This is a genomic window from Thermicanus aegyptius DSM 12793 (assembly GCF_000510645.1).
GTDB lineage: Bacteria > Bacillota > Bacilli > Thermicanales > Thermicanaceae > Thermicanus > Thermicanus aegyptius.
The window spans coordinates 3,602,627-3,623,931 of sequence record NZ_KI783301.1 but is presented as its reverse complement, the minus strand read 5'-3'; the positions used below and the strand labels follow the sequence as shown (position 1 = coordinate 3,623,931).

Genomic DNA, 21,305 nt, shown 5'->3' with positions numbered 1-21,305 from the left:
GATAAATTCCTTTTGTCAATTTTTTTTCATGTTTCATTTTCGCGGTTTTTTGACGGGTCGATCAACGAAGGCTTCATTTCTCGCTCTGGCAGGGGGGCCGTTCACCACGGTTAGAGCCCCCCTCCGCAGCGTGTTTACACCGTTCCCATCACGTGGTCCGTCGTCTTTTTGGCTTCTTCCTGTTGGGCGAAGTCGGTGGGATAAATCTCTAGATGGCGGTAATTAGGCATTCCCGTGCCTGCCGGAATCAGTTTGCCGATGATCACATTTTCTTTTAATCCCAAAAGCTCATCCCGCTTCCCTTTGATCGACGCGTCGGTAAGAACCCGAGTCGTTTCCTGGAAAGATGCCGCGGAGAGGAATGAATCGGTTTCGAGCGAAGCCTTCGTAATTCCCAGGAGGACCGGCTTTGCTACCGCCGGTTCTCTTCCCTCTTTAAAGGCTTTACGGTTCGCCTCTTCAAAATCGTAAACATCTACATAGGATCCTAGGAGGAGATCCGTGCTGCCCGGGTTTGTCACACGCACCTTGCGGAGCATTTGTCGGATCATAATCTCAATGTGCTTGTCGTTAATTTCTACCCCTTGCATCCGGTAGACTTTTTGTACTTCCCTTAGGATATATTCCTGTACTCCCCGGGTTCCCTTCACCCTGAGAAGTTCTTTCGGGTCGATGGATCCTTCCGTCAATTCATCCCCCGCATTTACTTTCTGTCCTTCAACCACTTTGAGACGGGATCCATAGGGGACCGCGTAAATCTTGTTCTCTACGGCGCCGTGAATCTCCACTTCTCGTTTCTCTTTTCCTTCCCGAATCTCGACGACTTCTCCGTCAATCTCCGTGATAACGGCTTGCCCTTTTGGATTCCGGGCTTCAAAGAGCTCTTGAATACGTGGCAAACCTTGGGTGATATCATCTCCTGCCACTCCCCCGGTATGGAAGGTACGCATGGTAAGCTGTGTGCCAGGCTCGCCAATGGATTGGGCGGCGATGGTGCCTACCGCTTCTCCAATCTCTACTTCTCTCCCCGTTGCCAAATTGCGTCCGTAACATTTCTTACAGACCCCATGGCGTGTTCGACAAGTGAGCACCGAGCGAATGGTGACCTCTTCAATCCCTGCAGCAACGATTTTTTGGGCGATTTGGTCGGTGATGATCTCATTTCGTTTCACGAGGATTTCCCCGGTTTCCGGATGACGAACGGTTTGGAAAGAAGTCCGGCCTGTAATCCGGTCATAAAGGTTGGTAATTTCCTCTCTCCCCACCCGGATGGCCGATACCCGCATTCCTTTGTCCGTCCCGCAATCCTCTTCCCTGACGATTACGTCCTGGGCCACATCAACCAGACGGCGGGTGAGGTAACCGGAGTCGGCGGTGCGGAGCGCCGTATCTGCCAACCCTTTCCGCGCCCCATGGGTAGAAATGAAGTATTCCAACACGGTTAAACCTTCCCGGAAGCTTGTCTTAATGGGCTGCTCGATGATCCTCCCGGATGGATTGGCCATCAAACCACGCATTCCGGCGAGCTGGGTAAAGTTGGAGGCGTTTCCCCGGGCTCCCGAGGTAGACATCATATTAATCGGATTAAATTTATCCAGGCTTTTTAACAGTTTCGACTGAATTTCATCTTTAGCCCGGCTCCAGATGGAGATAACCCGGTTATACCGTTCATCTTCGGTAATCAAGCCGCGACGGTATTGGGTCTGAATCACGTTAACATCTTTTTCGGCTTTCTCCAGAATCTCCTTTTTCTCTTCCAGGATGATAATATCGGAAACGGAAACGGTGATCCCGGCCTTAGTGGAGAATTTATAGCCATAATTTTTGATGTTGTCCAGGATTTCGGAGGTTTTCGTCGTCCCGAACCGTTCATAGCAGAGGGCGATGATTTGACCCAAGTCTTTCTTCTTGATCGCTTCCTGAACAGGCAAGCCTTTGATCACCTCATGGAAATTGACGCCTTTATCATAGATGAGGAACTTCTCATTAACTCCTTTTTCATAATTCTCCTTCGTAGGAGAGTTAATAAAGGGAAACTCCGGAGGTAAGATCTCATTAAAGAAAAGCTTGCCCACCGTCGTTACGATCTTTGCTTTCATCTGTTCTTCCGTAAAGGAGGTTTTGTTTAGCGTGTTCACCGGGACGACAATTCGGGCATGGAGTTCGATGACCCCTTTTTCATACGCATACATCGCCTCCGAAGCACTGGAAAAGACTTTTCCTTCCCCTTTGGCTCCCTCTTTCTCCATGGTAATATAATAATTTCCAAGGACCATATCCTGAGTGGGAGTAACAACCGGCTTCCCGTCCTTCGGATTGAGGATGTTCTGTGCGGCCAACATGAGAATGCGAGCTTCCGCCTGGGCTTCAGAAGAGAGGGGAACGTGAACCGCCATTTGGTCCCCGTCAAAATCGGCGTTGTATGCCGTACAGACGAGGGGGTGCAGGCGGATGGCGCGGCCTTCCACCAATACGGGTTCGAAGGCTTGTATCCCTAAACGGTGCAATGTAGGAGCCCGGTTTAGGAGGACAGGATGTTCCTTAATCACATCTTCCAAAACATCCCATACTTCAGGTTTTACCCTCTCCACCTTCCGCTTGGCGCTCTTAATATTGTGGGCCAGGCCCCGGGAGACCAATTCCTTCATCACAAAGGGCTTAAAGAGTTCTAAAGCCATCTCCTTGGGCAGGCCACATTGGGTCATCTTCAAGTTAGGTCCGACGACAATGACGGAACGCCCTGAATAATCCACCCGCTTCCCAAGCAAGTTTTGGCGGAAACGTCCTTGTTTTCCCTTCAACATATGGCTGAGAGATTTCAACGGACGATTTCCGGGCCCGGTCACCGGCCGTCCCCTGCGTCCATTATCGATCAAGGCGTCAACCGCTTCCTGGAGCATACGTTTTTCATTCTGGACGATGATGTCGGGGGCTCCCAGGTCTAAAAGCCGTTTCAAACGGTTGTTCCGATTGATAACGCGCCGATAGAGATCGTTAAGGTCGGAGGTGGCGAACCTTCCCCCATCCAACTGAACCATCGGCCGAAGTTCAGGAGGTATGACGGGCAGAACATCAAGGACCATCCATTCCGGACGATTTCCCGAATTACGGAAAGCCTCCAGGACCTCCAACCGGCGGATGATACGGCTCCTTCGTTGACCTTGGGCGCTTTTCAGCTCTTCCTTAAGGCTCATCACCTCTTTGTCCAGATCAATTTCCTGGAGGAGCTTTTTCACCGCTTCAGCGCCCATGCCGGCCTGAAAAGCATCGCCAAATTTCTCACGATAGCTGCGGTATTCCTTCTCGGAAAGAAGCTGTTTTTTCTCCAGAGAGGTTAACCCTGGATCGGTCACCACATAGGAGGCGAAATAGATGATCTCTTCGAGAGCCCTCGGGGACATATCGAGGACAAGACCCATCCGGCTGGGAATCCCCTTAAAAAACCAGATATGGGAGACCGGAGCGGCTAGTTCGATATGCCCCATCCTCTCCCGACGGACCGTGGAGCGGGTCACCTCTACCCCACAGCGGTCGCAGACCACCCCTTTATAGCGCACGCGTTTATATTTCCCGCAGTGGCACTCCCAATCTTTCGTGGGGCCAAAAATTTTCTCACAGAATAACCCTTCTTTCTCCGGTCGGAGTGTCCGATAGTTAATGGTCTCTGGTTTTTTTACCTCTCCATAGGACCAGGAACGGATCTTCTCCGGTGAGGCTAAACCGATCTGCATAAACTCAAAATTATTTACATCCAGCAAGGGGCAGACCTCCTCTTCAGGCGATTCTCGTTACTCCTCTGACTCTTCCGAACCTGTGCTTAGATAGACCATTTTCTCCACATGGGGCTCATCATCGTCATCCAGCTCTTTTATTTCAATCTCCTTTTCATCCTTGGAGAGGATCTTAACATCCATTCCTAAGCTTTGAAGTTCCTTAAGAAGCACCTTAAACGACTCCGGCACTCCCGGTTCGGGAATGTTCTCCCCTTTCACGATCGCTTCATAGGTTTTTACCCGTCCCACTCGATCATCTGATTTAACCGTTAGAATCTCCTGCAAGGTATAGGCCGCTCCATAAGCTTCCAGCGCCCATACCTCCATCTCACCAAAGCGCTGACCGCCAAACTGGGCTTTCCCTCCCAAAGGCTGCTGCGTGACCAAGGAGTAGGGGCCTGTGGAACGGGCATGAATCTTGTCATCAACCAAGTGGGCCAATTTCAACATGTAGATGACACCGACGGTGACCCGGTGATCAAAGGGTTCACCGGTTCTCCCATCATAAAGGACGGTTTTTCCATCCCGGTCAAGACCCGCCTCTTCCAATGCATCCCATATATCCTCTTCCTTCGCGCCATCAAAGACGGGAGTCGCCATGTGAAGGCCCAATGCCCGAGCCGCCATCCCAAGATGGGTCTCCAACACCTGCCCGATGTTCATCCGGGAAGGAACACCCAGGGGATTAAGGACAATATCAACGGGCGTTCCATCGGGGAGGAAGGGCATGTCTTCCACGGGAAGGATGCGGGAAACAACCCCTTTGTTCCCGTGGCGACCCGCCATTTTGTCACCCACGGAGATCTTCCTCTTCTGGGCGACGTAAACCCGCACCAGTTGGTTCACCCCGGGGGAGAGCTCATCCCCATTTTCCCGGGTAAAGACCTTCACGTCTACCACAATGCCCGCTCCCCCATGAGGCACTTTCAACGAAGTATCTCGTACTTCACGGGCTTTTTCCCCAAAAATGGCATGAAGGAGGCGTTCTTCTGCGGTTAACTCCGTCATCCCCTTGGGCGTTACTTTACCAACCAGGATATCCCCATCCTTAATCTCCGCTCCAATGCGAACGATCCCCCGTTCATCCAAGTTTTTCAAGGCTTCTTCCCCAACGTTCGGGATATCCCGGGTGATCTCTTCAGGTCCTAGCTTGGTGTCCCTGGCTTCCGTTTCGTATTCTTCAATATGGATCGAGGTATAGACGTCATCTTTCACCAGGTTTTCGCTCAAGAGAATTGCATCTTCATAGTTGTACCCTTCCCATGTCATGAAGGCGACCAGAACATTTCGGCCTAAAGCTAATTCTCCCCGGTCCGTCGATGCCCCATCGGCGATCACATCTCCCGCCTTCACCCGATCCCCCTTGCGGACGATGGGACGTTGGTTAAGGCAGGTGCCTTGGTTGGAGCGCTCAAACTTATGAAGCCGGTACTTGTCTAGATCTCCCATCACTTCATGGCCATCCACCATCTCCGTTCTTCGAATCCAGATCTCCCTGGCGGTTACCCGTTCCACCACTCCTGAATGCTTGCTGACGATGACCACACCGGAATCTTTTGCCGCTCTGTATTCAATGCCCGTTCCAACGAAGGGAGCCTCGGGAACCAAGAGGGGAACAGCCTGCCGCTGCATATTCGCACCCATCAAGGCCCGGTTGGCGTCATCGTTCTCTAGAAAGGGAATGCAGGCGGTCGCTACGGATACAACCTGTTTGGGGCTCACATCCATGTAGTCAATCTGTTCCCGGGGGACGGTAAGGATTTCTCCACGGCGCCGGGCGATGACGATCTCTTCAGCCAGACGACCATCCTCCGTTAGAGCCGCATTAGCTTGGGCAATCGTATACGTATCTTCCTCATCGGCGGTCAAATAATCCACATGATTGGTAACAATCCCCGTCTCCGGGTCGATGCGGCGATAGGGAGTCTCGATGAAGCCATATTCATTGATACGGGCATAGGTGGAAAGGGAGTTGATCAAGCCGATGTTCGGTCCTTCCGGCGTCTCAATCGGACACATTCTCCCATAATGGGACGGATGCACGTCCCGCACCTCAAAACCTGCCCGATCCCGGGTCAAACCTCCGGGGCCTAATGCGGATAGGCGCCGTTTATGGGTAAGCTCGGCCAAAGGATTGGTTTGATCCATAAACTGGGATAATTGACTTGAACCGAAAAATTCCTTGATGGCGGCGATCACAGGCCGAATGTTAATCAAAGCCTGTGGCGTGACGGCATCCATGTCCTGAATTGACATCCTCTCTCGAACCACCCGCTCCATTCGGGCCAAACCGATCCGGAATTGGTTTTGCAGCAACTCGCCCACCGACCGTAGTCGCCGATTCCCCAGGTGATCGATGTCGTCCGTCGTTCCGATTCCGTGCAACAGATTCATAAAATAGTTTAAAGCGGCAATAATATCGGCAGGAGTAAGATGCTTAACCTCCCGTCCGATGTTCCCGTTTGAGATCACCTTAATCACTTTGCCCTCTTCCGTCCGCGAGTAGAGATGAATCACTTGGAGATAGATCTCACTCTCTTCCACGACACTAGGGGCTAAGTTCACCTTTATCGTATTTAATCCTTTTTCCAAATAAGGAAGCAAGCGGTCGAGAACTCTCCGGTCGATCAACTGCCCTGCTTCGACCAAGACCTCTCCCGTTTCAGGATCGACCAACGTCTCTGCAATGCGATTATTAAGAAGGCGGTTTTTGATATGAAGCTTTTTATTGATTTTATATCGTCCCACATTGGCCAGGTCGTACCGTTTCGGGTCGAAGAACCGGGAATAGAGAAGATTCTTTGCATTTTCAACGGTAGGCGGCTCCCCTGGACGGAGTCGTTCATAGATTTCAAGAAGCGCTTTCTCCACCGAATCGGTATTATCCTTCTCCAGTGTATTTAGCAAAAAGGGGTCTTCCCCTAAGAGGTTAACGATTTCAGCATTGCTTGAAAAACCCAAAGCCCTTAATAAGACGGTGGCAGGAAGCTTTCGGGTTCGATCAATACGTACATACATTAAATCTTTGATATCCGTTTCATATTCGAGCCAAGCCCCCCGATTTGGGATCACGGTAGCTCCATAGGTGGTTTTGCCGTTCTTGTCAACCTTCGCGCTGAAGTAAACACTTGGAGAGCGGACAAGCTGACTAACAATCACACGCTCGGCTCCGTTAATGATAAAGGTTCCGGTCTCGGTCATCAGCGGGAAATCTCCCATGAAAACTTCCTGCTCTTTTACCTCACCCGTTTCCCGGTTGATTAAACGGACACGGACGCGGAGGGGAGCAGCATAGGTAGCATCCCTTTCCTTGCACTCATCCACGGAATACTTCGGTTCCCCCAAGGTATAATCTATAAATTCCAAATGCAAGTTGCCCGTAAAATCCTGGATTGGCGAGATATCCCGAAAGAGTTCCCGTAATCCCTCATCGAGAAACCAACGATAGGAATGGTGCTGAATCTCAATAAGGTTGGGGAGCTCTAGCACCTCTTCGATCCGTGAGTACGTCCTGCGTGTTCTGTGACCGAATTGGACCAACTTTCCTGCCAAGAACCTTCACCCCTTATGATTGAAAAGTAAAAATGGGTAATGCAAAAAATAACAAAAGCTAGTCCCTTAAGCTTTTGTTACAGATACGGTAAGGAAGCTCCAATATCCCATTTTTCCCCATTCTATAGTACGGTATTCAAAAAAGGCAAAAAGAGCCCTCCCGATTGAGGAATTGTTTTCGCATTATTAAAATATAGCACTTGACAAATGGAAAGTCAAGCGTTTATTCCTCCAACGTATTTTTTTCTGCCCGATAGACGCGATATCCCTTCGCTTGTGCAACCTTTTCCACCCGGGAAAAGAGTCCTTTTAATTTCTTTTCGGTCGATTCCGCTCCCTGTTTTTTTTGGATAACCACCCAAAATCTTCCCCCATTTTTCAGCCGCTCATAGGCTTCTTCATAAAATCTGAAGACCGCCTCTTTCCCCGCCCGTATGGGGGGATTGGTTAAGATCACATCAAAGAGCAGCCCTTCAGGCAACTCTTTCACACCGTCGCTCACCAAAGCTTCAATGTTGTTCAACCTGTTTTTCTTTATGTTTAGCCGGGCCAATCCGATCGCTCTCTCATTTATGTCCACCATGTAGACCTTTCCTTTTTTCGCCAGGCACGCCGCAGCTATGCCGATCGGACCATATCCGGCACCCAAATCGAGGACCAGATCCTCTTCATCGATTCCCATCTCTTGTATTAAGAGCGAAGTCCCGAAATCGACATGATCTCGGGCAAACACACCGGCATCGGTATAAAAAATAAGCTCCTTCCCATGAAAGGTGTACGAGATTTCCCTGATTTCATGTTCTCCCGATGGCTGAGGGGTAAAGTAATGGTCCATGTCGATGGCACCTCGCGCTTTCCTCCAAAGATTAAAGGGAAAACGGAGAAGAGGAGCCCCCTTTGGGCTCCCCTCTCTCTCGCCTTCATGTTTCTCTATTTTAGCTCTACGGTTGCACCTGCTTCTTCCAGCTTCGCCTTGATCGCTTCCGCTTCTTCCTTATTCACTCCTTCTTTAATGGGTTTCGGAGCATTATCAACCAAATCCTTCGCTTCCTTCAAGCCCAGCCCGGTGATTTCACGAACCACTTTAATCACATTGATCTTAGAACCGCCGGGGCTGGCGAGGATCACATTAAATTCGGTCTGCTCCTGAGCCTCTGCCGGGGCAGCGCCGCCGGCCGCCGCAGCCACCGCAACAGGCGCCGCAGCCTTTACACCAAACTCTTCTTCAATCGCTTTAACCAATTCATTTAATTCAAGGACCGTCATTCCCTTGATGGCATCAATAAATTGCGCCTTATCCATCCTCTATTCCTCCTCTATTTTTCCATAAATTTATACTACTACAAGATCCGTTTTAGGCTTGTTGCGACTCTTTTTGGTCGGCCACTGCTTTAATGGCCAACGCCAGGTTACGAAGCGGCGCTTGCATGACGCTAAGCAGCATGGACAAAAGCCCTTCCCGGGGCGGGAGGTCGGCAATCACCTTCAAATCTTCCGGAGTTACCACTTTCCCTTCGATGACGCCCGCTTTAATCTGGAGGGCCTCATGTTTTTTGGCAAACTCCGTCAGAATTTTCGCCGGGGCAACCACGTCTTGATGACTAAAAGCGATCGCGGTAGGTCCTATTAAATAAGGATCCAGTTCCGTCATTCCCACTTCGGCGGTAGCGCGGCGGGCGAGGGTGTTCTTGTAGACCTTAAAATCGACCCCCGCTTCCCGAAGTTGTTTTCTAAGCTCCGTTGCTTCGGCTACGGTAAGCCCCCGGTAATCGGTAACGACGGTGCTGAGGCTCTCTTTTAGCTTTGTCCTTATCTCATTAACAACTGCAACTTTCTCCTCGCGGATCGGCACGTTCTAAACACCTCCTCATAAAACGTAAAAGCCCTCCATAGACATAAGAGGGCTTTTCATCCTAAGATTAAACCCACCTCGGAAGGGAAGATTAAGTCTTGCGACCCCTTCTGTCTACGGCAGCGAATGATTCACTTTTTTTACGACTGCATTAGTTTAGCAGATCATCGGAATTACGTCAACCTTTGGATCAAAAAGCGTTTGGATCTACTTTAATACCCGGTCCCATCGTAGAGGTCAGGGTAATGTTGCGGAGATAGATACCTTTCGCCGTCGCAGGCTTAACGCGTATTAATTGTTCCACGATGGTTTTTAGGTTTTCGACCAATTTATGGGAATCGAAAGATACCTTTCCTATCGGCACATGAACATTCCCTGTTTTGTCCGTACGGTACTCCACTTTACCTGCTTTAATCTCTTTGATTGCTCTTTCGAGGTCAAACGTAACCGTCCCGGTCTTCGGGTTTGGCATAAGGCCCTTCGGACCTAATAGGCGTCCTAATTTACCTACCGCCCCCATCATATCGGGGGTGGCTACCACGACATCAAAATCAAACCAACCTTGCGCCACTTTATTGATTAAGTCATCATCTCCCACAAAGTCGGCGCCCGCTTGCTCGGCTTCCTTCGCTTTTTCCCCTTTGGCAAAGACAAGAACGCGCGCCGTCTTTCCCGTTCCGTGGGGTAGGACGATCGCACCGCGAATCTGCTGATCCGCTTTTTTCACGTCAACACCGAGGCGAACCGCTAATTCGACGGTGGCATCAAATTTAACCGTAGCGGTTTTCTTCACCAGGTCGACGGCTTCTTCCGGAGCATACAGCTTATTCACATCCACTAACTTCAAGGCTTCTAAATACTTCTTCCCGTGTTTTGCCATTTTCTATCCTCCTTTGGTGGTATTTACGGGTTAACCCTCCCACGCTTGGACGCAATCAGTCTTCGATTACGATCCCCATGCTGCGCGCCGTCCCCTCAACCATTCTCATCGCCGCCTCTACACTGGCCGCATTGAGATCGGGCATCTTCAGCTCTGCAATTTCACGAACCTTAGCCCTTTTAAGAGTGGCCACTTTTTTCCGATTGGGCTCACCGGAACCGGATTCAATCCCGGCCGCTTTCTTCAGGAGTACCGCAGCAGGAGGAGTCTTTGTTATGAAGGTAAAAGAACGGTCCTCATACACGGTGATCTCCACCGGGATAATCAACCCGACTTGTTCAGCCGTTCGAGCGTTAAATTCCTTTACAAATGCCATGATATTTACACCCGCTTGACCAAGGGCAGGCCCCACAGGCGGAGCAGGATTTGCCTTCCCCGCGGGAATCTGTAATTTCACCACTTTAATCACTTTTTTCGCCATGTTCGACACCTCCTCAAGCAAAATGTGGTATGCGGGAAAGTCCCTCCCACGATGCAAACATTATAAAATTAGCATAGTGATCCTCTTAAATCAAGGGGTGGGGTAGGTCGTCAAATCCTCTCAACTTGTGTGAAATCGAATTCGACGGGCGTTTCCCGCCCAAACATGTTGACAAGGACACGTACCTTCTGCTTCTCCGGCTCGATCCCTTCTACCTTCCCTACGAGGTCGGCGAAGGGGCCTGATTTCACCCGAACCGTCTCATTGATGTTAACATCGAATTGCGGTTTGGCATCCACAATCCCCATGGATTGAAGAATTCGCTCCGCCTCTTCAGGCAATAGGGGAATCGGTTTTGAGCCGGAACCGGTCGAACCAACAAAGCCGGTTACTCCCGGGGTATTGCGAACCACATACCAGGAGTCGTCGGTCATGATCATTTCCACCAAAACATATCCAGGGAAGATCTTGCGGGCTACGATTTTCTGCTTGCCGTTCTTGTTTTCCTGAACTTCTTCCACGGGAACCACTACTCTGAAGATCTTATCGGCCATCTCCATCGATTCGACCCGCTTCTCCAGATTGGTTTTTACCTTATTCTCATATCCTGAATAAGTATGCACCACATACCAGCGCTTTTCCATCCCTGTGGATCTCCCTTTCTCTCTTCCGGCGGTTTCTCAACCGGTAATCCATTTCACCACGGTACTGAAAATGATATCGAGGATATAAAAAAAGATCGCCACCATCGTGACGGTTACGAGGACCACAATGGTGTAACTTACCATCTCTTTGCGAGAGGGCCAGCGTACTTTTTTTAATTCTTGCCAACTATCCCTAAAAAAAACCCCTGTTCTTTTAAAACTTGCCCCAAGCCTTGCCAAGAAGCCCACAATACCACCCCCACCCTTTATCTGGTCTCTCGATGAATTGTATGGTGATTGCAGAATTTGCAATACTTACGTGTTTCCAACCGATCCGGGTGTTTCTTTTTATCTTTAGTCGTGGTATAGTTCCGTTGTTTACAATCTGTACATGCCAACGTTACAATGACGCGCAATGGATTGACACCTCCCTGACCGTTTCCATCTGTTAAGGGACTTTTTTGAATACCTTAAAAACATTATCACAAGTAAAGCGTATATGTCAACAGTTATTTTCCCTCCCAAGAGGAAAACCAGGCTTAACGCCTGGTTTCCCCCTTCATGTTTGCAGTTTTCCGATGACATCCCGAAACTCAAGGTAGCGCTCCAGTTTTCTCTTCACCCTCTGCAAGGCGTTATCGATCGATTTCACGTGCCTGTCCAAATCAACGGCAATTTCTTGGTAGGAGCGGCCGTCAAGATAGAGCATCAACACTTTCTTTTCCAATTCGCTTAATATCTCACTCATTTTATATTCCATATCATTAAATTCTTCCCTATAAATCATCAGCATCTCAGGATCGGTAAGTCGGGTGGCTTCGATCACGTCCAAAAGAGTCCGGTCCGAGTCCTCTTCGTACATGGGCTTGTCCAACGATATGTAGGAGTTTAGAGGGATGTGCTTCTGGCGGGTAGCCGTTTTGATGGCCGTAATCATCTGACGGGTAATGCACATTTCGGCAAAGGCTTTAAAAGAGGTTAATTTATCCCCCTTATAGTCCCGAATGGCCTTAAAGAGACCGATCATCCCCTCTTGAATAATGTCCTCCCGGTCCGCCCCGATGAGAAAATAGGAACGGGCTTTTGTGCGGACAAAATTTCGGTATCTTTCGATCAGCCATTCTAAAGCCTGGTTATCTCCATCCCGAACCCGTTCTACGATCTCTTCGTCAGGAATCAGTTCCATTTCCGTTTGCGCGAGTTTTTTCTCTTCCATCACGGTGTCTCCTGTCCCCAAACGCCTTTGTTACAAAGATTATACTTTATGTTAAGTTAAACCGTCAATAATGGTCTCTTAGTTGCGGCGGAATTTTTCTAAGAATTTTACCAAATCGGGATGAAGACGTTCTGCCACATTTCTCCCCGGCACCGGTTTTTCCCTCTCTTTTTCCATTTGCTCGCGTATCTTCTCTTTTCCTCGTTCCATTTCATTTAATAGTTCCCTCGCAGAGATCCGAAGAGCCCCTCCCCCAAAGATGACCCTTTGTTCCGTTTCGTCGGAAGTGGCTACAAAAAGCTGATTCCGTCTACTTTTTTTTCTCTTGACGAATCGTTCGATCCATTCATCCGCCGTCTCCTTTTCCCCGGTAAAATAAACATCAATCCGGTGGATCCGAAGGCTCTTTTCCCTTCCATAAACTTGATGGGCATCGAAGACCACGATGACCTTCCTCCCACTAAAAGATTGATATTCAGCCAATATTTCAATCAGTTGTCTTCTCGCTTCTTCTAAATGGCCTGATTCTTTTAGCTGGCGTAACTTAGGCCATGCCCCGATGATGTTATACCCATCAACAATCAGGATTTCCTCCATCGTTCCTACCGCCTTAACGGATTTCTCTGCCGCATTCCCTCATACATGAGAAGGGCGGCGGCGACCGAAGCATTAAGGGAAGAGACCTTCCCCATCATGGGCAGTTTTACGAGGAAATCGCACTTTTCTTTAACCAAACGGCTTATTCCCTTCCCTTCATTTCCAATCACGAGGAGTGTAGGCCTGGTGTAATCAGCCTCCCGATAATCGGTCTTTGCATTGGCATCGGTCCCGATCACCCAAAACCCGTTTTCTTTCAGTTCATCGATCGCCTGCGACAAATTAGTAATCCGCGCAACCGGAACGTATTCAATTGCTCCGGCAGAGCTTTTCGCCACGGCAGGGGTCAGGGGCGCGGCCCGCCGCTTCGGGATCATCACCCCATGAAGTCCGGCACCGTCGGCGGAACGCAGGATTGATCCAAGGTTATGGGGATCTTCAATGCCATCCAGCATGATGAAAAAGGGAGGCGTGTCCATTTGACGTGTCAAGCGTAATAAGTCATCCAATTCATAATACGAGTGGGCGGCGAGAAAGATCAGGATGCCTTGGTGATTTTTCGTTTCCGCCGCCTGATCCAGCCTGCTCCGAGGTACCTGTTGAATGACGATCCCCCTTTTTTTCGCTTCTTCGTAAATGCCCTTCACGGCACTCGGTTTTATCCCTTCAGCGACCCAGATTTTGTTGATCGCCCTGCCGGAGCGAATCGCTTCGATCACCGGATTTTTCCCGTAGATGATTTCTTCTAAGTTCACTTCGATTCCGCCTCCTTCAGGATTTCTTCGATCCCCAGATCAATCAGCTCTTCCATCCGCTCTTTTTTGCCCGTGAGAAAAAGATAACCGATTAAAGCTTCAAAGGCGGTTGCCTGGAGATAATCTTTCATCACGGCATGTTTAGGGGAATGGCTAGGCTTTGAATTCCTTGCTCTCCTGACGATCGCTTCTTCTTCCGTTGTTAGTTCTTCTTTGATCCGCTCCAATTGCCTACTTTGTCCTTTGGCCGCCACAAAGCGGATCGCTTCACGGTGAAGGCGGTGAGGATTTACTTTTCCCTGGGCGATCAGGGTATAACGGACGTAAACTTCATAAACGGAATCCCCCAGATAAGCTAAGGTAAGGGCGTTTAAAAGGGCAGGATTCCGCTCCAAAGGATTTTTATGAAAATATCCCTCCATTTTTACCCCCTGCGCCAACGGATTCCTTGCGGCGTATCTTCCAAAAGGATCCCTTTTTCTTTCAGCAAGTCCCGGATCGCATCCGCTTTGGCGAAATCTCTGGCGAGTCTGGCTTCATTCCGAATGGCAATATACCTTTCAATTTCTTCGTCGAGCAGCTCTTTTGACTCTTTCAAGGATAGGCCTAAAACCTCCCCCCATTCCTGGAAGAGGGAGAGAATCGCCTTTACCTCACTTTTCATCCACCGGGGTTTTGTACCATAGGTGTTGGCCAATTTGACTAAGTCAAAGAGGACGGCGATGGCATCAGGTGTATTGAAGTCATCATCCATCTTTTCGATGAAGCGATAACGAAGAATTTCTAAGTCGCCGAACAGTGATGCGCTTCCTTCGCCTTCCTCTCCCATGGGCTCAAGGTAGGAGAGATTTTGGACCGCATTTTTAATCCGATCTAATCCGTTTTTCGCCTGTTCCAAAACCTCCCGACTGAAGTGAATCGGATTTCTGTAATGGCTGTTCAGGTAGAAGAAACGCAAAACCTCTCCCCCGACTTCTTTAATCACATCTCTCACTAAGACGACATTTCCCAAGGATTTGGACATCTTCTCATGGTTTATATTCACATAGCCGTTATGCATCCAGTAGCGGGCCAAGGGTTTACCTGTTAGCCCTTCCGACTGGGCGATTTCATTCTCGTGATGGGGAAAGCATAGATCTCTCCCTCCTCCGTGAATGTCAAAGCTTTCCCCCAGGTATTTCATGGACATCGCCGAGCATTCAATATGCCACCCAGGGCGCCCCTCTCCCCAGGGGCTTTCCCAGGAGATCTCTCCTTCCTTCGCCTTTTTCCACAGCGCAAAATCAAGAGGGTTCTCTTTATTTTCCCCAATCTCTACCCGAGCTCCTGAGCGGAGATCCTCGATGGATTGATGAGATAATTTTCCATACTCCGGAAATGAGCTCACCCGATAGTAAACATCCCCCTTCGCTTCATAGGCCAACCCTTTCTCCACCAGGCCTTTGATGAAACGGATGATCTCCTCCATATGTTCCGTCACCCGGGGATGAACATCTGCCGGTTTTACACCAAGGGCTCTTAGATCCTCTTGATAAGCGGCGATAAACCGTTCCGCCACTTCAGGGACGGTAAGCTTCATCTCCTGGGCCGCACGGATCAGTTTATCATCTACATCGGTATAATTTTGGACATAGCGAACTTTGTACCCCCGGTAGAGAAAATACCGGCGAACGACGTCGAAAACGACGGCCATCCGGCCATTTCCCACATGAATGTAGTTATAGACGGTGGGACCGCATACATAGATGCCTACTTCCCCCTCTCGTTGAGGAATAAAAGTTTCTTTTTCCCCGGTCATCGTGTTATAAATTCGTAATGTCATGTTTGAGTACCCCTTTCATCTCTCTCCGCAGTTCTTCCAACTCTTTCCGCAGCAGCTGAAGCTCTTTTCTGAGGTCGTCGCAATCTTCCGCAATAGGGTCCGGCAAGTTAATCTGGTTAAAATCATCTTTCACCCTGCGGCCATTCTGGATCACGATTCGCCCTGGTATGCCCACCACCGTGGAATGGGGGGGAACATCTTTTAACACGACCGAACCGGCACCGATCTTCACATAGTCCCCCACCTTAATGGAGCCTAAGACCTTCGCCCCGGTGGCAATGAGGACATGATTTCCGATCGTCGGGTGCCTTTTCCCTGTTTCCTTCCCGGTCCCCCCAAGGGTAACTCCCTGATAGATCGTGACCGAGTCTCCGATTTCACAGGTTTCGCCAATCACCACTCCCATTCCATGATCGATAAAACATTTTCGCCCGATCACGGCGGCCGGATGAATTTCAATGCCTGTAAACCACCTCATCCAGAGGGAGAGGAGGCGGGCAACCAGGCGAAGTTTGTGGTTCCATAACCAATGGGCGATCCGGTATCCCCAGAGGGCATGAAGTCCTGGATAGGTGAGGATCACCTCCAACCAGTTTCTCGCTGCCGGATCCCGGTCTAAAACCGCTTCAATATCTTCCCTTATTCTTCTTAGCATCCCCATCCCTCCCTTATAAAAAATAAAACCGTCTCTTCTCCAGAGACGGTACTCCCGCGGTTCCACCCTGCTTATGCCCAAAAATCGATCGTAGGCATCGCTTAATCCCTTAACGCGGGTAACGGGGCGGCTTACTTAGGCTCTCTCACGGAGAAGAGACTTTTCAGCTTCCTGCTCCCAGGTGCATTTCACGCATAGGTTCCTTAGGCGGTTCCACCCTCTCGCCCTCTCTGGGAAGAAACCGAGCGTTACTCTCCTGATCCTCGCATTCTCCTTATGATCCTTACATCCAATCTCCTTAGAAAAGGAACACGAAATGAAGCCGGATCGCATGCCATGCCTCCACTCCTTCATCCCACGGTTAGGACAGCGATGAGGCGCAGGCATCCTCGTCCTCCCCTTTTATAGCGATCCCTCTGTGGAGTTGGTTCTATTGTAACTTCTTATTTGGTCTTTGACAAGGAAGCAAGGAGACGTTTCTTTACGTTCTCCCTTCCCAGGAGGGAGAGCGTATGGTTTAAGTCGGGGCCATACACCTCTCCCGTCGCCGCCACACGAATGGGCATGAAGAGATTTTTCCCCTTTTGGCCTGTTTCCTTTTGTACTTCTTTTAGTAATTCCTTCACATTCTCAGGGGTAAATCCCTTCTCCTCCTCCAGTTTTCGAAGAAAGGAAGAAAGGACCTCCCTCACTCCCGAACCGTTCATGATTTCCATCGCTTCGTCATCCCACGAGGAAGGTTCTTCAAAGAACATCTTGGTGAATGGAACGATCTCTGCGGCGTAATGCAACTTTTCCTGATAGAGAGCCACAAGTTGCCCCACCCATCTCCTCTTCTCCTCCGTGATCGGTTCTTCAATATATCCGGCTTTCACAAGATGGGGTAGAGCCTGCTCCGTGATCAGGGCCGGATCGGCCTCCTTCATGTAGTGATTGTTCATCCATGCCAGCTTATCCGTGTCAAAGACGGCAGGACTTTTGGAAACCCGCTCAATGCTAAAAATTTCTTCCAGCTCTTTTAATGAAAAAATCTCTCGTTCTCCCTCCGGAGACCAACCCAGGAGGCTTAAGAAGTTAATGATGGCCTCGGGCAGATACCCCATCTCCCGATACTGTTCCACGAATTGTATGATCGATTCATCCCGCTTACTCATCTTCTGGCGATCTTGGTTTAGGATGAGAGGCAGGTGGGCGAATTCAGGCGCTTTTGCCCCGAGCGCCCGATAGATGAGAAGCTGGCGAGGTGTGTTGGAAAGGTGTTCTTCACCCCGTATCACGTGGGAGATCTCCATCAGCATATCGTCTATGGTAACGGCAAAATTATACGTCGGCGCTCCATCCTGTTTTACAATGACAAAATCACCGATATCATCGGAGCGAAAAGAAACAAACCCCCGGATCAAATCGGTGAAAGAAAGCTCCACCCCTTTAGGAACACGGAAACGGATCGCGTAGGGGATTCCTTCGGCCATTCTTCGCTCCCTTTCCTCTGGGGAAAGGAGACTGCACTTCCCGGAATAACGGGGTGTTTCCCCAGCGGCTCGCTGCGCCTCCCTTTCCGCCAGTAATTCCTCTTCGCTACAAAAACATGGATACGCCTTTCCCTCAGCCAATAATCGTTCCAAGAAGGGTTGGTAGAGATGTAGACGCTCCATGGAACGGTAAGGACCATACCCCCCATCTTTATCCACGCTCTCATCCCATTCGATCCCCAGCCAACGAAGGTTGTCCAACTGACTTCGTTCCGCATCGGCCACATGCCGTTTCATATCGGTATCTTCTATGCGGATGATAAATTTTCCCCCGTACCGTTTCGCAAAAAGATAATTAAATAATGCCGTACGCGCTCCTCCAATATGTAAATGCCCGGTTGGGCTGGGAGCATATCTGACTCGCACGTTATTCGCCAATCTTTATCCCCCCAAAGATGTGGATTTCCCTGATCAACGTTCTGCGACTGATTTTACTTTAAGTCATATCCCTGGATCCTTACTCTATTTAACCTCTTTCTCATGCAAAAGTAAACGTTGGAATAAGGAAAAAGCACCGCCTACATAAAAACGAAGGAGGTGCTTTCAGACGTGCGAACCTTCACAACAAAAACCCGCATCTTTTTCGGTTTATTCCTTACGTGCCTTCTCTGCGAAGAAGGAGGACGGCCTCGGCGGCAATTCCTTCCTCTCTGCCCACAAAACCAAGCCTTTCGGTCGTCGTCGCCTTTACGTTAATCTCCTCCTCAGTCCCTTGAAGAATGTCGGCTATGGTACGTTTCATGGCTGGAATATAAGGAGCGATGCGAGGTTTTTGTGCTAGGATGGTACAATCCAGATTGCCTAACACATATCCCCTTTCCCTGGCCATCTTCCAAACATGTCGCAATAGTTCCTTGCTATCCGCCCCCTTATAGGCAGGATCGGTGTCTGGAAAGAACTTGCCGATATCTCCCATGGCCAGGGCGCCCAAAATCGCATCGGCAATGGCGTGTAGAAGAACATCGGCATCGGAATGGCCGATCAGCCCTTTTTCATGGGGAATCTCGATCCCTCCTAGAATGAGTGGGCGACGGGGTGAAAAGGCGTGAACGTCAAAGCCGTGGCCAATTCTCAAGAGTTTCCCCACCTTTCTTTCACCCATGCTTCTGCAACAAGGAGGTCTTCCGGTGTGGTAATCTTAAAATTGATCTTCTCTCCCTCTACAGTGTAGACAGGAATTCCCATGCTCTCCATCATCGAGGCTTCATCGGTGTAGATCTCTCCCGTCTTCGCCACTTTCTCCATCACCTCTTTGAGGAGGGGGAGAGAAAAAGCCTGGGGAGTCTGGGCAGCCCTTAAGAGCTCCCGGTCGACGGAATGAATCACTCTTCCTTCAGCGTCCACCTTCTTCACCGTATCCAAGACCGGGATGACCGGGATCACCGCTCCCCTCAACCATACCTGGTTCAATATTCGCCTGAGAAGGGATGGGGAAACAAAAGGCCTGGCTCCATCGTGGATTAAGACGTATTCTACCCCATCTCCGAGTAAGGAAAGACCTCTTTGTACACTTTCCTGCCGTAGTTCACCACCGACAGCAAGTTCGTAGTCATCTATGCCGTATTTCAGGAGGAGTTTCTCCGTCCGTTCCCGCTCCTCCGGGTGTATGACCAGCACCTTCTTGGTAAGCTCCTGAGTCTCTTGAAATGCCCGCAGGGTATGAATGAGGAGAGGATGGGGCCCAAGGGGCAAGTAAGGTTTCCTTATTCCTTCTCCCATCCTGCGGCTGTTCCCTGCCGCCACCACCACGAGACCCGTTCTATGCTGATCGGAGTTTAAAAACTCTTCCCCATTCTTTCTCTCCCGCTCTTCTTCTCTCTTTGTCAAAAATACCCCTCACTTTTATTGAAAACGAAATCGGGCTTAGAGAGCCTTCTCCAACAACTTCGGTTTGGCAAAAACCATTCTCCCTGCGGAGGTTTGCAAAACGGAGGTTACCATTACATCCACATGTTCGCCGATGAAGTCCTTTCCCCCTTCGACGACGATCATGGTTCCATCATCCAGATATGCTACGCCTTGCCCATGTTCTTTCCCGTCTTTGATCACTTGAACCGTTAGCTCCTCTCCCGGCAAGACGATGGGTTTCACAGCGTTGGCTAAATCGTTTATATTTAATACGGGAATTCCCTGTAGCTCGCACACTTTATTTAGGTTAAAATCATTGGTTAAGACTTTGCCGGACAAAACTTTGGCAAGCTTAACCAGCTTGCTGTCCACTTCCTGTATCTCTTCAAAATCTTGTTCGTAGATGATTACTTTAACATTTTTTTCCTTTTGAATGCGATTTAAGATATCTAGTCCCCGGCGACCTCGATTCCGCTTCAATACATCCGAAGAATCCGCAATATGCTGTAACTCTTCCAGAACAAATTGGGGAATGACCAAGGTCCCTTCCAGGAAACCGGTATGGCAAATGTCGGCAATCCGCCCGTCAATGATGACGCTCGTATCGAGAAGCTTTAGTTCCGTCTGACGCTCTTTTCCCTCCCCTTTATCTTTCCCCTTCGGCATGGATAAAAAGGTGAGAATTTCATCCTTTTTCTTATAGCCTACTTGGAAGCCAAGATAACCGAGGAGCACGGAAATAAAAACAGGAAGGAAGGTATTCACATAGGGGATTTGTTGTAAAGGAAGAAATAATAAAAAGGCTATAATAAGGCCAAGGATTAGACCTAATGTCCCAAAGAGAAGATCCGAGACGTGAATTCGAATGATCCGATCCTCTACCCACTTAAAGGCCTGGACAAAGGAATCTGAGAGCCAAACAACGGCCGCCAGAAAAATAAGAGCCCCAATGGCCGCTCCGATATATTCCTGATACATCAGATCTCCGAGATTAAGCCATGGATTTAGTATCTTAAAAAGGGGAGGAATCAGATGATACCCCAGCACACCACCTAAGATCAAGAAAAATAATTGGACAGTTCTTCTGACAATCACATTGGTTCACCTCCTCATCTAGTATTGACCAAAAAGAGAAGGAAAAAACGCGTCACAGGGACGCATTTCGGTGAAGAATTTTATCTTCTAACCATTGGTACGCCTGTTCTGCATCCATCTCCTTCGCCAATACCAGCTCACTTACGAGAATCTGTCTCGCATTATCCAGCATCTTTCTTTCACCCGTTGAGAGACCCTTCTGTCTTTCGCGGAGTGTCAGGTTTTTTACAACTTCTGCCACTTCGAGAATGTCTCCGCTTTTTACCTTATCCATATTGGCACGATAACGCTGGTTCCAATTGGTGGACATCGGCGTTTCTTCCCTGGTAAGAATATCTTCCACCCTTAAGACCGATTCATGGTCGCTAACTTCCCTGAGGCCAATGCTTTCCACATTATCCATAGGAATCATTACTTTCATATTGCCAACAGGGATGCGCATCACATAATAGCGCCTCGTCTCGCCTAAGATCTCCTTCTCCTCAATTGATTCGATGATGCCCGCTCCATGCATGGGATAAACCACTTTATCGCCAATATTGAACAACATGAGGGCCTCCTTATGAAAGAATATCCATAAACAGGATATCATAAACTCCAGGC

At 49.3% G+C, this 21,305-nt stretch carries 21 protein-coding genes and 2 other annotated features; all 21 genes read right to left on the bottom strand.

What is annotated here, in order from left to right; genetic code table 11:
* Positions 1 to 134: 134 nt before the first annotated feature.
* The 21 genes from rpoC to THEAE_RS0119105 all read right to left on the bottom strand — a co-directional run bounded on the left by rpoC (position 135) and on the right by THEAE_RS0119105 (position 21,252).
* The gene (rpoC, locus tag THEAE_RS0119205) at positions 135 to 3,758 is read right to left on the bottom strand and encodes a DNA-directed RNA polymerase subunit beta' (RefSeq protein WP_028988518.1); all 3,624 of its coding nucleotides are present in this window, start codon (positions 3,756 to 3,758) and stop codon (positions 135 to 137) included.
* Between the two features lie 30 nt (positions 3,759 to 3,788).
* Positions 3,789 to 7,325, bottom strand: a complete 3,537-nt coding sequence (gene rpoB / locus THEAE_RS0119200) for a DNA-directed RNA polymerase subunit beta (RefSeq protein ID WP_028988517.1) — start codon at positions 7,323 to 7,325, stop codon at positions 3,789 to 3,791.
* A gap of 223 nt (positions 7,326 to 7,548) precedes the next feature.
* Positions 7,549 to 8,160, bottom strand: a complete 612-nt coding sequence (locus THEAE_RS0119195) for a class I SAM-dependent methyltransferase (RefSeq protein ID WP_005583518.1) — start codon at positions 8,158 to 8,160, stop codon at positions 7,549 to 7,551.
* A gap of 95 nt (positions 8,161 to 8,255) precedes the next feature.
* Positions 8,256 to 8,627, bottom strand: a complete 372-nt coding sequence (gene rplL, locus THEAE_RS0119190; RefSeq protein ID WP_005583519.1) for a 50S ribosomal protein L7/L12 — start codon at positions 8,625 to 8,627, stop codon at positions 8,256 to 8,258.
* A gap of 52 nt (positions 8,628 to 8,679) precedes the next feature.
* Entirely contained in the window at positions 8,680 to 9,177 is a 498-nt protein-coding gene (gene rplJ / locus THEAE_RS0119185; protein WP_005583520.1) for a 50S ribosomal protein L10, read from the bottom strand.
* A 15-nt stretch (positions 9,178 to 9,192) separates the two neighbouring features.
* Positions 9,193 to 9,315 (bottom strand) — a sequence feature (ribosomal protein L10 leader region).
* A gap of 52 nt (positions 9,316 to 9,367) precedes the next feature.
* Positions 9,368 to 10,057 (bottom strand): 50S ribosomal protein L1, encoded by a 690-nt coding sequence (gene rplA, locus THEAE_RS0119180; RefSeq protein WP_005583521.1) that lies wholly within the window; start codon positions 10,055 to 10,057, stop codon positions 9,368 to 9,370.
* Positions 10,058 to 10,112: 55 nt separating this feature from the next.
* Positions 10,113 to 10,538, bottom strand: a complete 426-nt coding sequence (gene rplK, locus THEAE_RS0119175; RefSeq protein WP_005583523.1) for a 50S ribosomal protein L11 — start codon at positions 10,536 to 10,538, stop codon at positions 10,113 to 10,115.
* Between the two features lie 110 nt (positions 10,539 to 10,648).
* Entirely contained in the window at positions 10,649 to 11,182 is a 534-nt protein-coding gene (gene nusG / locus THEAE_RS0119170) for a transcription termination/antitermination protein NusG (protein ID WP_005583525.1), read from the bottom strand.
* 36 nt (positions 11,183 to 11,218) lie between these two features.
* Positions 11,219 to 11,431 (bottom strand): preprotein translocase subunit SecE, encoded by a 213-nt coding sequence (gene secE, locus THEAE_RS0119165; RefSeq protein WP_028988516.1) that lies wholly within the window; start codon positions 11,429 to 11,431, stop codon positions 11,219 to 11,221.
* Positions 11,432 to 11,448: 17 nt separating this feature from the next.
* A complete protein-coding gene (gene rpmG, locus THEAE_RS22775) occupies positions 11,449 to 11,598 on the bottom strand; it encodes a 50S ribosomal protein L33 (protein WP_084213622.1) in 150 nt (49 codons plus the stop codon).
* 143 nt (positions 11,599 to 11,741) lie between these two features.
* A complete protein-coding gene (sigH, locus tag THEAE_RS0119160; protein WP_005583527.1) occupies positions 11,742 to 12,398 on the bottom strand; it encodes an RNA polymerase sporulation sigma factor SigH in 657 nt (218 codons plus the stop codon).
* A 78-nt stretch (positions 12,399 to 12,476) separates the two neighbouring features.
* Positions 12,477 to 12,995 (bottom strand): NYN domain-containing protein, encoded by a 519-nt coding sequence (locus THEAE_RS0119155; RefSeq protein WP_028988515.1) that lies wholly within the window; start codon positions 12,993 to 12,995, stop codon positions 12,477 to 12,479.
* A 5-nt stretch (positions 12,996 to 13,000) separates the two neighbouring features.
* Positions 13,001 to 13,750: a 23S rRNA (guanosine(2251)-2'-O)-methyltransferase RlmB gene (gene rlmB, locus THEAE_RS0119150; RefSeq protein WP_028988514.1), complete on the bottom strand. Its 750-nt coding sequence runs from the start codon at positions 13,748 to 13,750 to the stop codon at positions 13,001 to 13,003.
* Positions 13,747 to 14,172, bottom strand: coding sequence for a Mini-ribonuclease 3 (locus THEAE_RS0119145; protein WP_051430696.1), 426 nt, complete (start codon positions 14,170 to 14,172; stop codon positions 13,747 to 13,749). The genes rlmB and THEAE_RS0119145 overlap by 4 nt, the downstream gene beginning before the upstream one ends.
* A 2-nt stretch (positions 14,173 to 14,174) precedes the next feature.
* A complete protein-coding gene (gene cysS, locus THEAE_RS0119140; protein ID WP_028988512.1) occupies positions 14,175 to 15,572 on the bottom strand; it encodes a cysteine--tRNA ligase in 1,398 nt (465 codons plus the stop codon).
* On the bottom strand, positions 15,553 to 16,227 hold the full coding sequence (gene cysE / locus THEAE_RS0119135; protein WP_005583531.1) for a serine O-acetyltransferase: 675 nt from the start codon (positions 16,225 to 16,227) through the stop codon (positions 15,553 to 15,555). Before cysE ends, cysS begins: the two co-directional genes overlap by 20 nt.
* A gap of 38 nt (positions 16,228 to 16,265) precedes the next feature.
* Positions 16,266 to 16,500 (bottom strand) — a binding site (T-box leader).
* Positions 16,501 to 16,670: 170 nt separating this feature from the next.
* The gene (gene gltX / locus THEAE_RS0119125; protein ID WP_028988510.1) at positions 16,671 to 18,137 is read right to left on the bottom strand and encodes a glutamate--tRNA ligase; all 1,467 of its coding nucleotides are present in this window, start codon (positions 18,135 to 18,137) and stop codon (positions 16,671 to 16,673) included.
* Positions 18,138 to 18,354: 217 nt separating this feature from the next.
* Complete coding sequence (gene ispF, locus THEAE_RS0119120) at positions 18,355 to 18,846, bottom strand: 2-C-methyl-D-erythritol 2,4-cyclodiphosphate synthase (RefSeq protein ID WP_245605591.1); 492 nt, start codon at positions 18,844 to 18,846, stop codon at positions 18,355 to 18,357.
* A complete protein-coding gene (gene ispD, locus THEAE_RS0119115; protein WP_052330172.1) occupies positions 18,831 to 19,586 on the bottom strand; it encodes a 2-C-methyl-D-erythritol 4-phosphate cytidylyltransferase in 756 nt (251 codons plus the stop codon). Before ispD ends, ispF begins: the two co-directional genes overlap by 16 nt.
* 36 nt (positions 19,587 to 19,622) lie before the next feature.
* Positions 19,623 to 20,699, bottom strand: coding sequence for a PIN/TRAM domain-containing protein (locus THEAE_RS0119110; RefSeq protein ID WP_028988507.1), 1,077 nt, complete (start codon positions 20,697 to 20,699; stop codon positions 19,623 to 19,625).
* Between the two features lie 55 nt (positions 20,700 to 20,754).
* Positions 20,755 to 21,252 carry a CarD family transcriptional regulator gene (locus tag THEAE_RS0119105; protein WP_005583536.1) on the bottom strand — a complete coding sequence of 166 codons (498 nt, stop codon included), beginning with the start codon at positions 21,250 to 21,252 and terminating at the stop codon, positions 20,755 to 20,757.
* Positions 21,253 to 21,305 lie beyond the last annotated feature (53 nt).

Bases quoted from the DNA above. Each gene is read 5' to 3' on its own strand.
- rplL (WP_005583519.1), bottom strand. From the start codon at position 8,627: ATGGATAAGGCGCAATTTATTGATGCCATCAAGGGAATGACGGTCCTT.
- THEAE_RS0119145 (WP_051430696.1), bottom strand. From the start codon at position 14,172: ATGGAGGGATATTTTCATAAAAATCCTTTGGAGCGGAATCCTGCCCTT.
- THEAE_RS0119195 (WP_005583518.1), bottom strand. From the start codon at position 8,160: ATGGACCATTACTTTACCCCTCAGCCATCGGGAGAACATGAAATCAGG.
- cysE (WP_005583531.1), bottom strand. From the start codon at position 16,227: ATGCTAAGAAGAATAAGGGAAGATATTGAAGCGGTTTTAGACCGGGAT.
- nusG (WP_005583525.1), bottom strand. From the start codon at position 11,182: ATGGAAAAGCGCTGGTATGTGGTGCATACTTATTCAGGATATGAGAAT.
- rplK (WP_005583523.1), bottom strand. From the start codon at position 10,538: ATGGCGAAAAAAGTGATTAAAGTGGTGAAATTACAGATTCCCGCGGGG.
- rplA (WP_005583521.1), bottom strand. From the start codon at position 10,057: ATGGCAAAACACGGGAAGAAGTATTTAGAAGCCTTGAAGTTAGTGGAT.
- THEAE_RS0119155 (WP_028988515.1), bottom strand. From the start codon at position 12,995: ATGGAGGAAATCCTGATTGTTGATGGGTATAACATCATCGGGGCATGG.
- cysS (WP_028988512.1), bottom strand. From the start codon at position 15,572: ATGACATTACGAATTTATAACACGATGACCGGGGAAAAAGAAACTTTT.
- THEAE_RS0119105 (WP_005583536.1), bottom strand. From the start codon at position 21,252: ATGTTGTTCAATATTGGCGATAAAGTGGTTTATCCCATGCATGGAGCG.
- sigH (WP_005583527.1), bottom strand. From the start codon at position 12,398: ATGGAAGAGAAAAAACTCGCGCAAACGGAAATGGAACTGATTCCTGAC.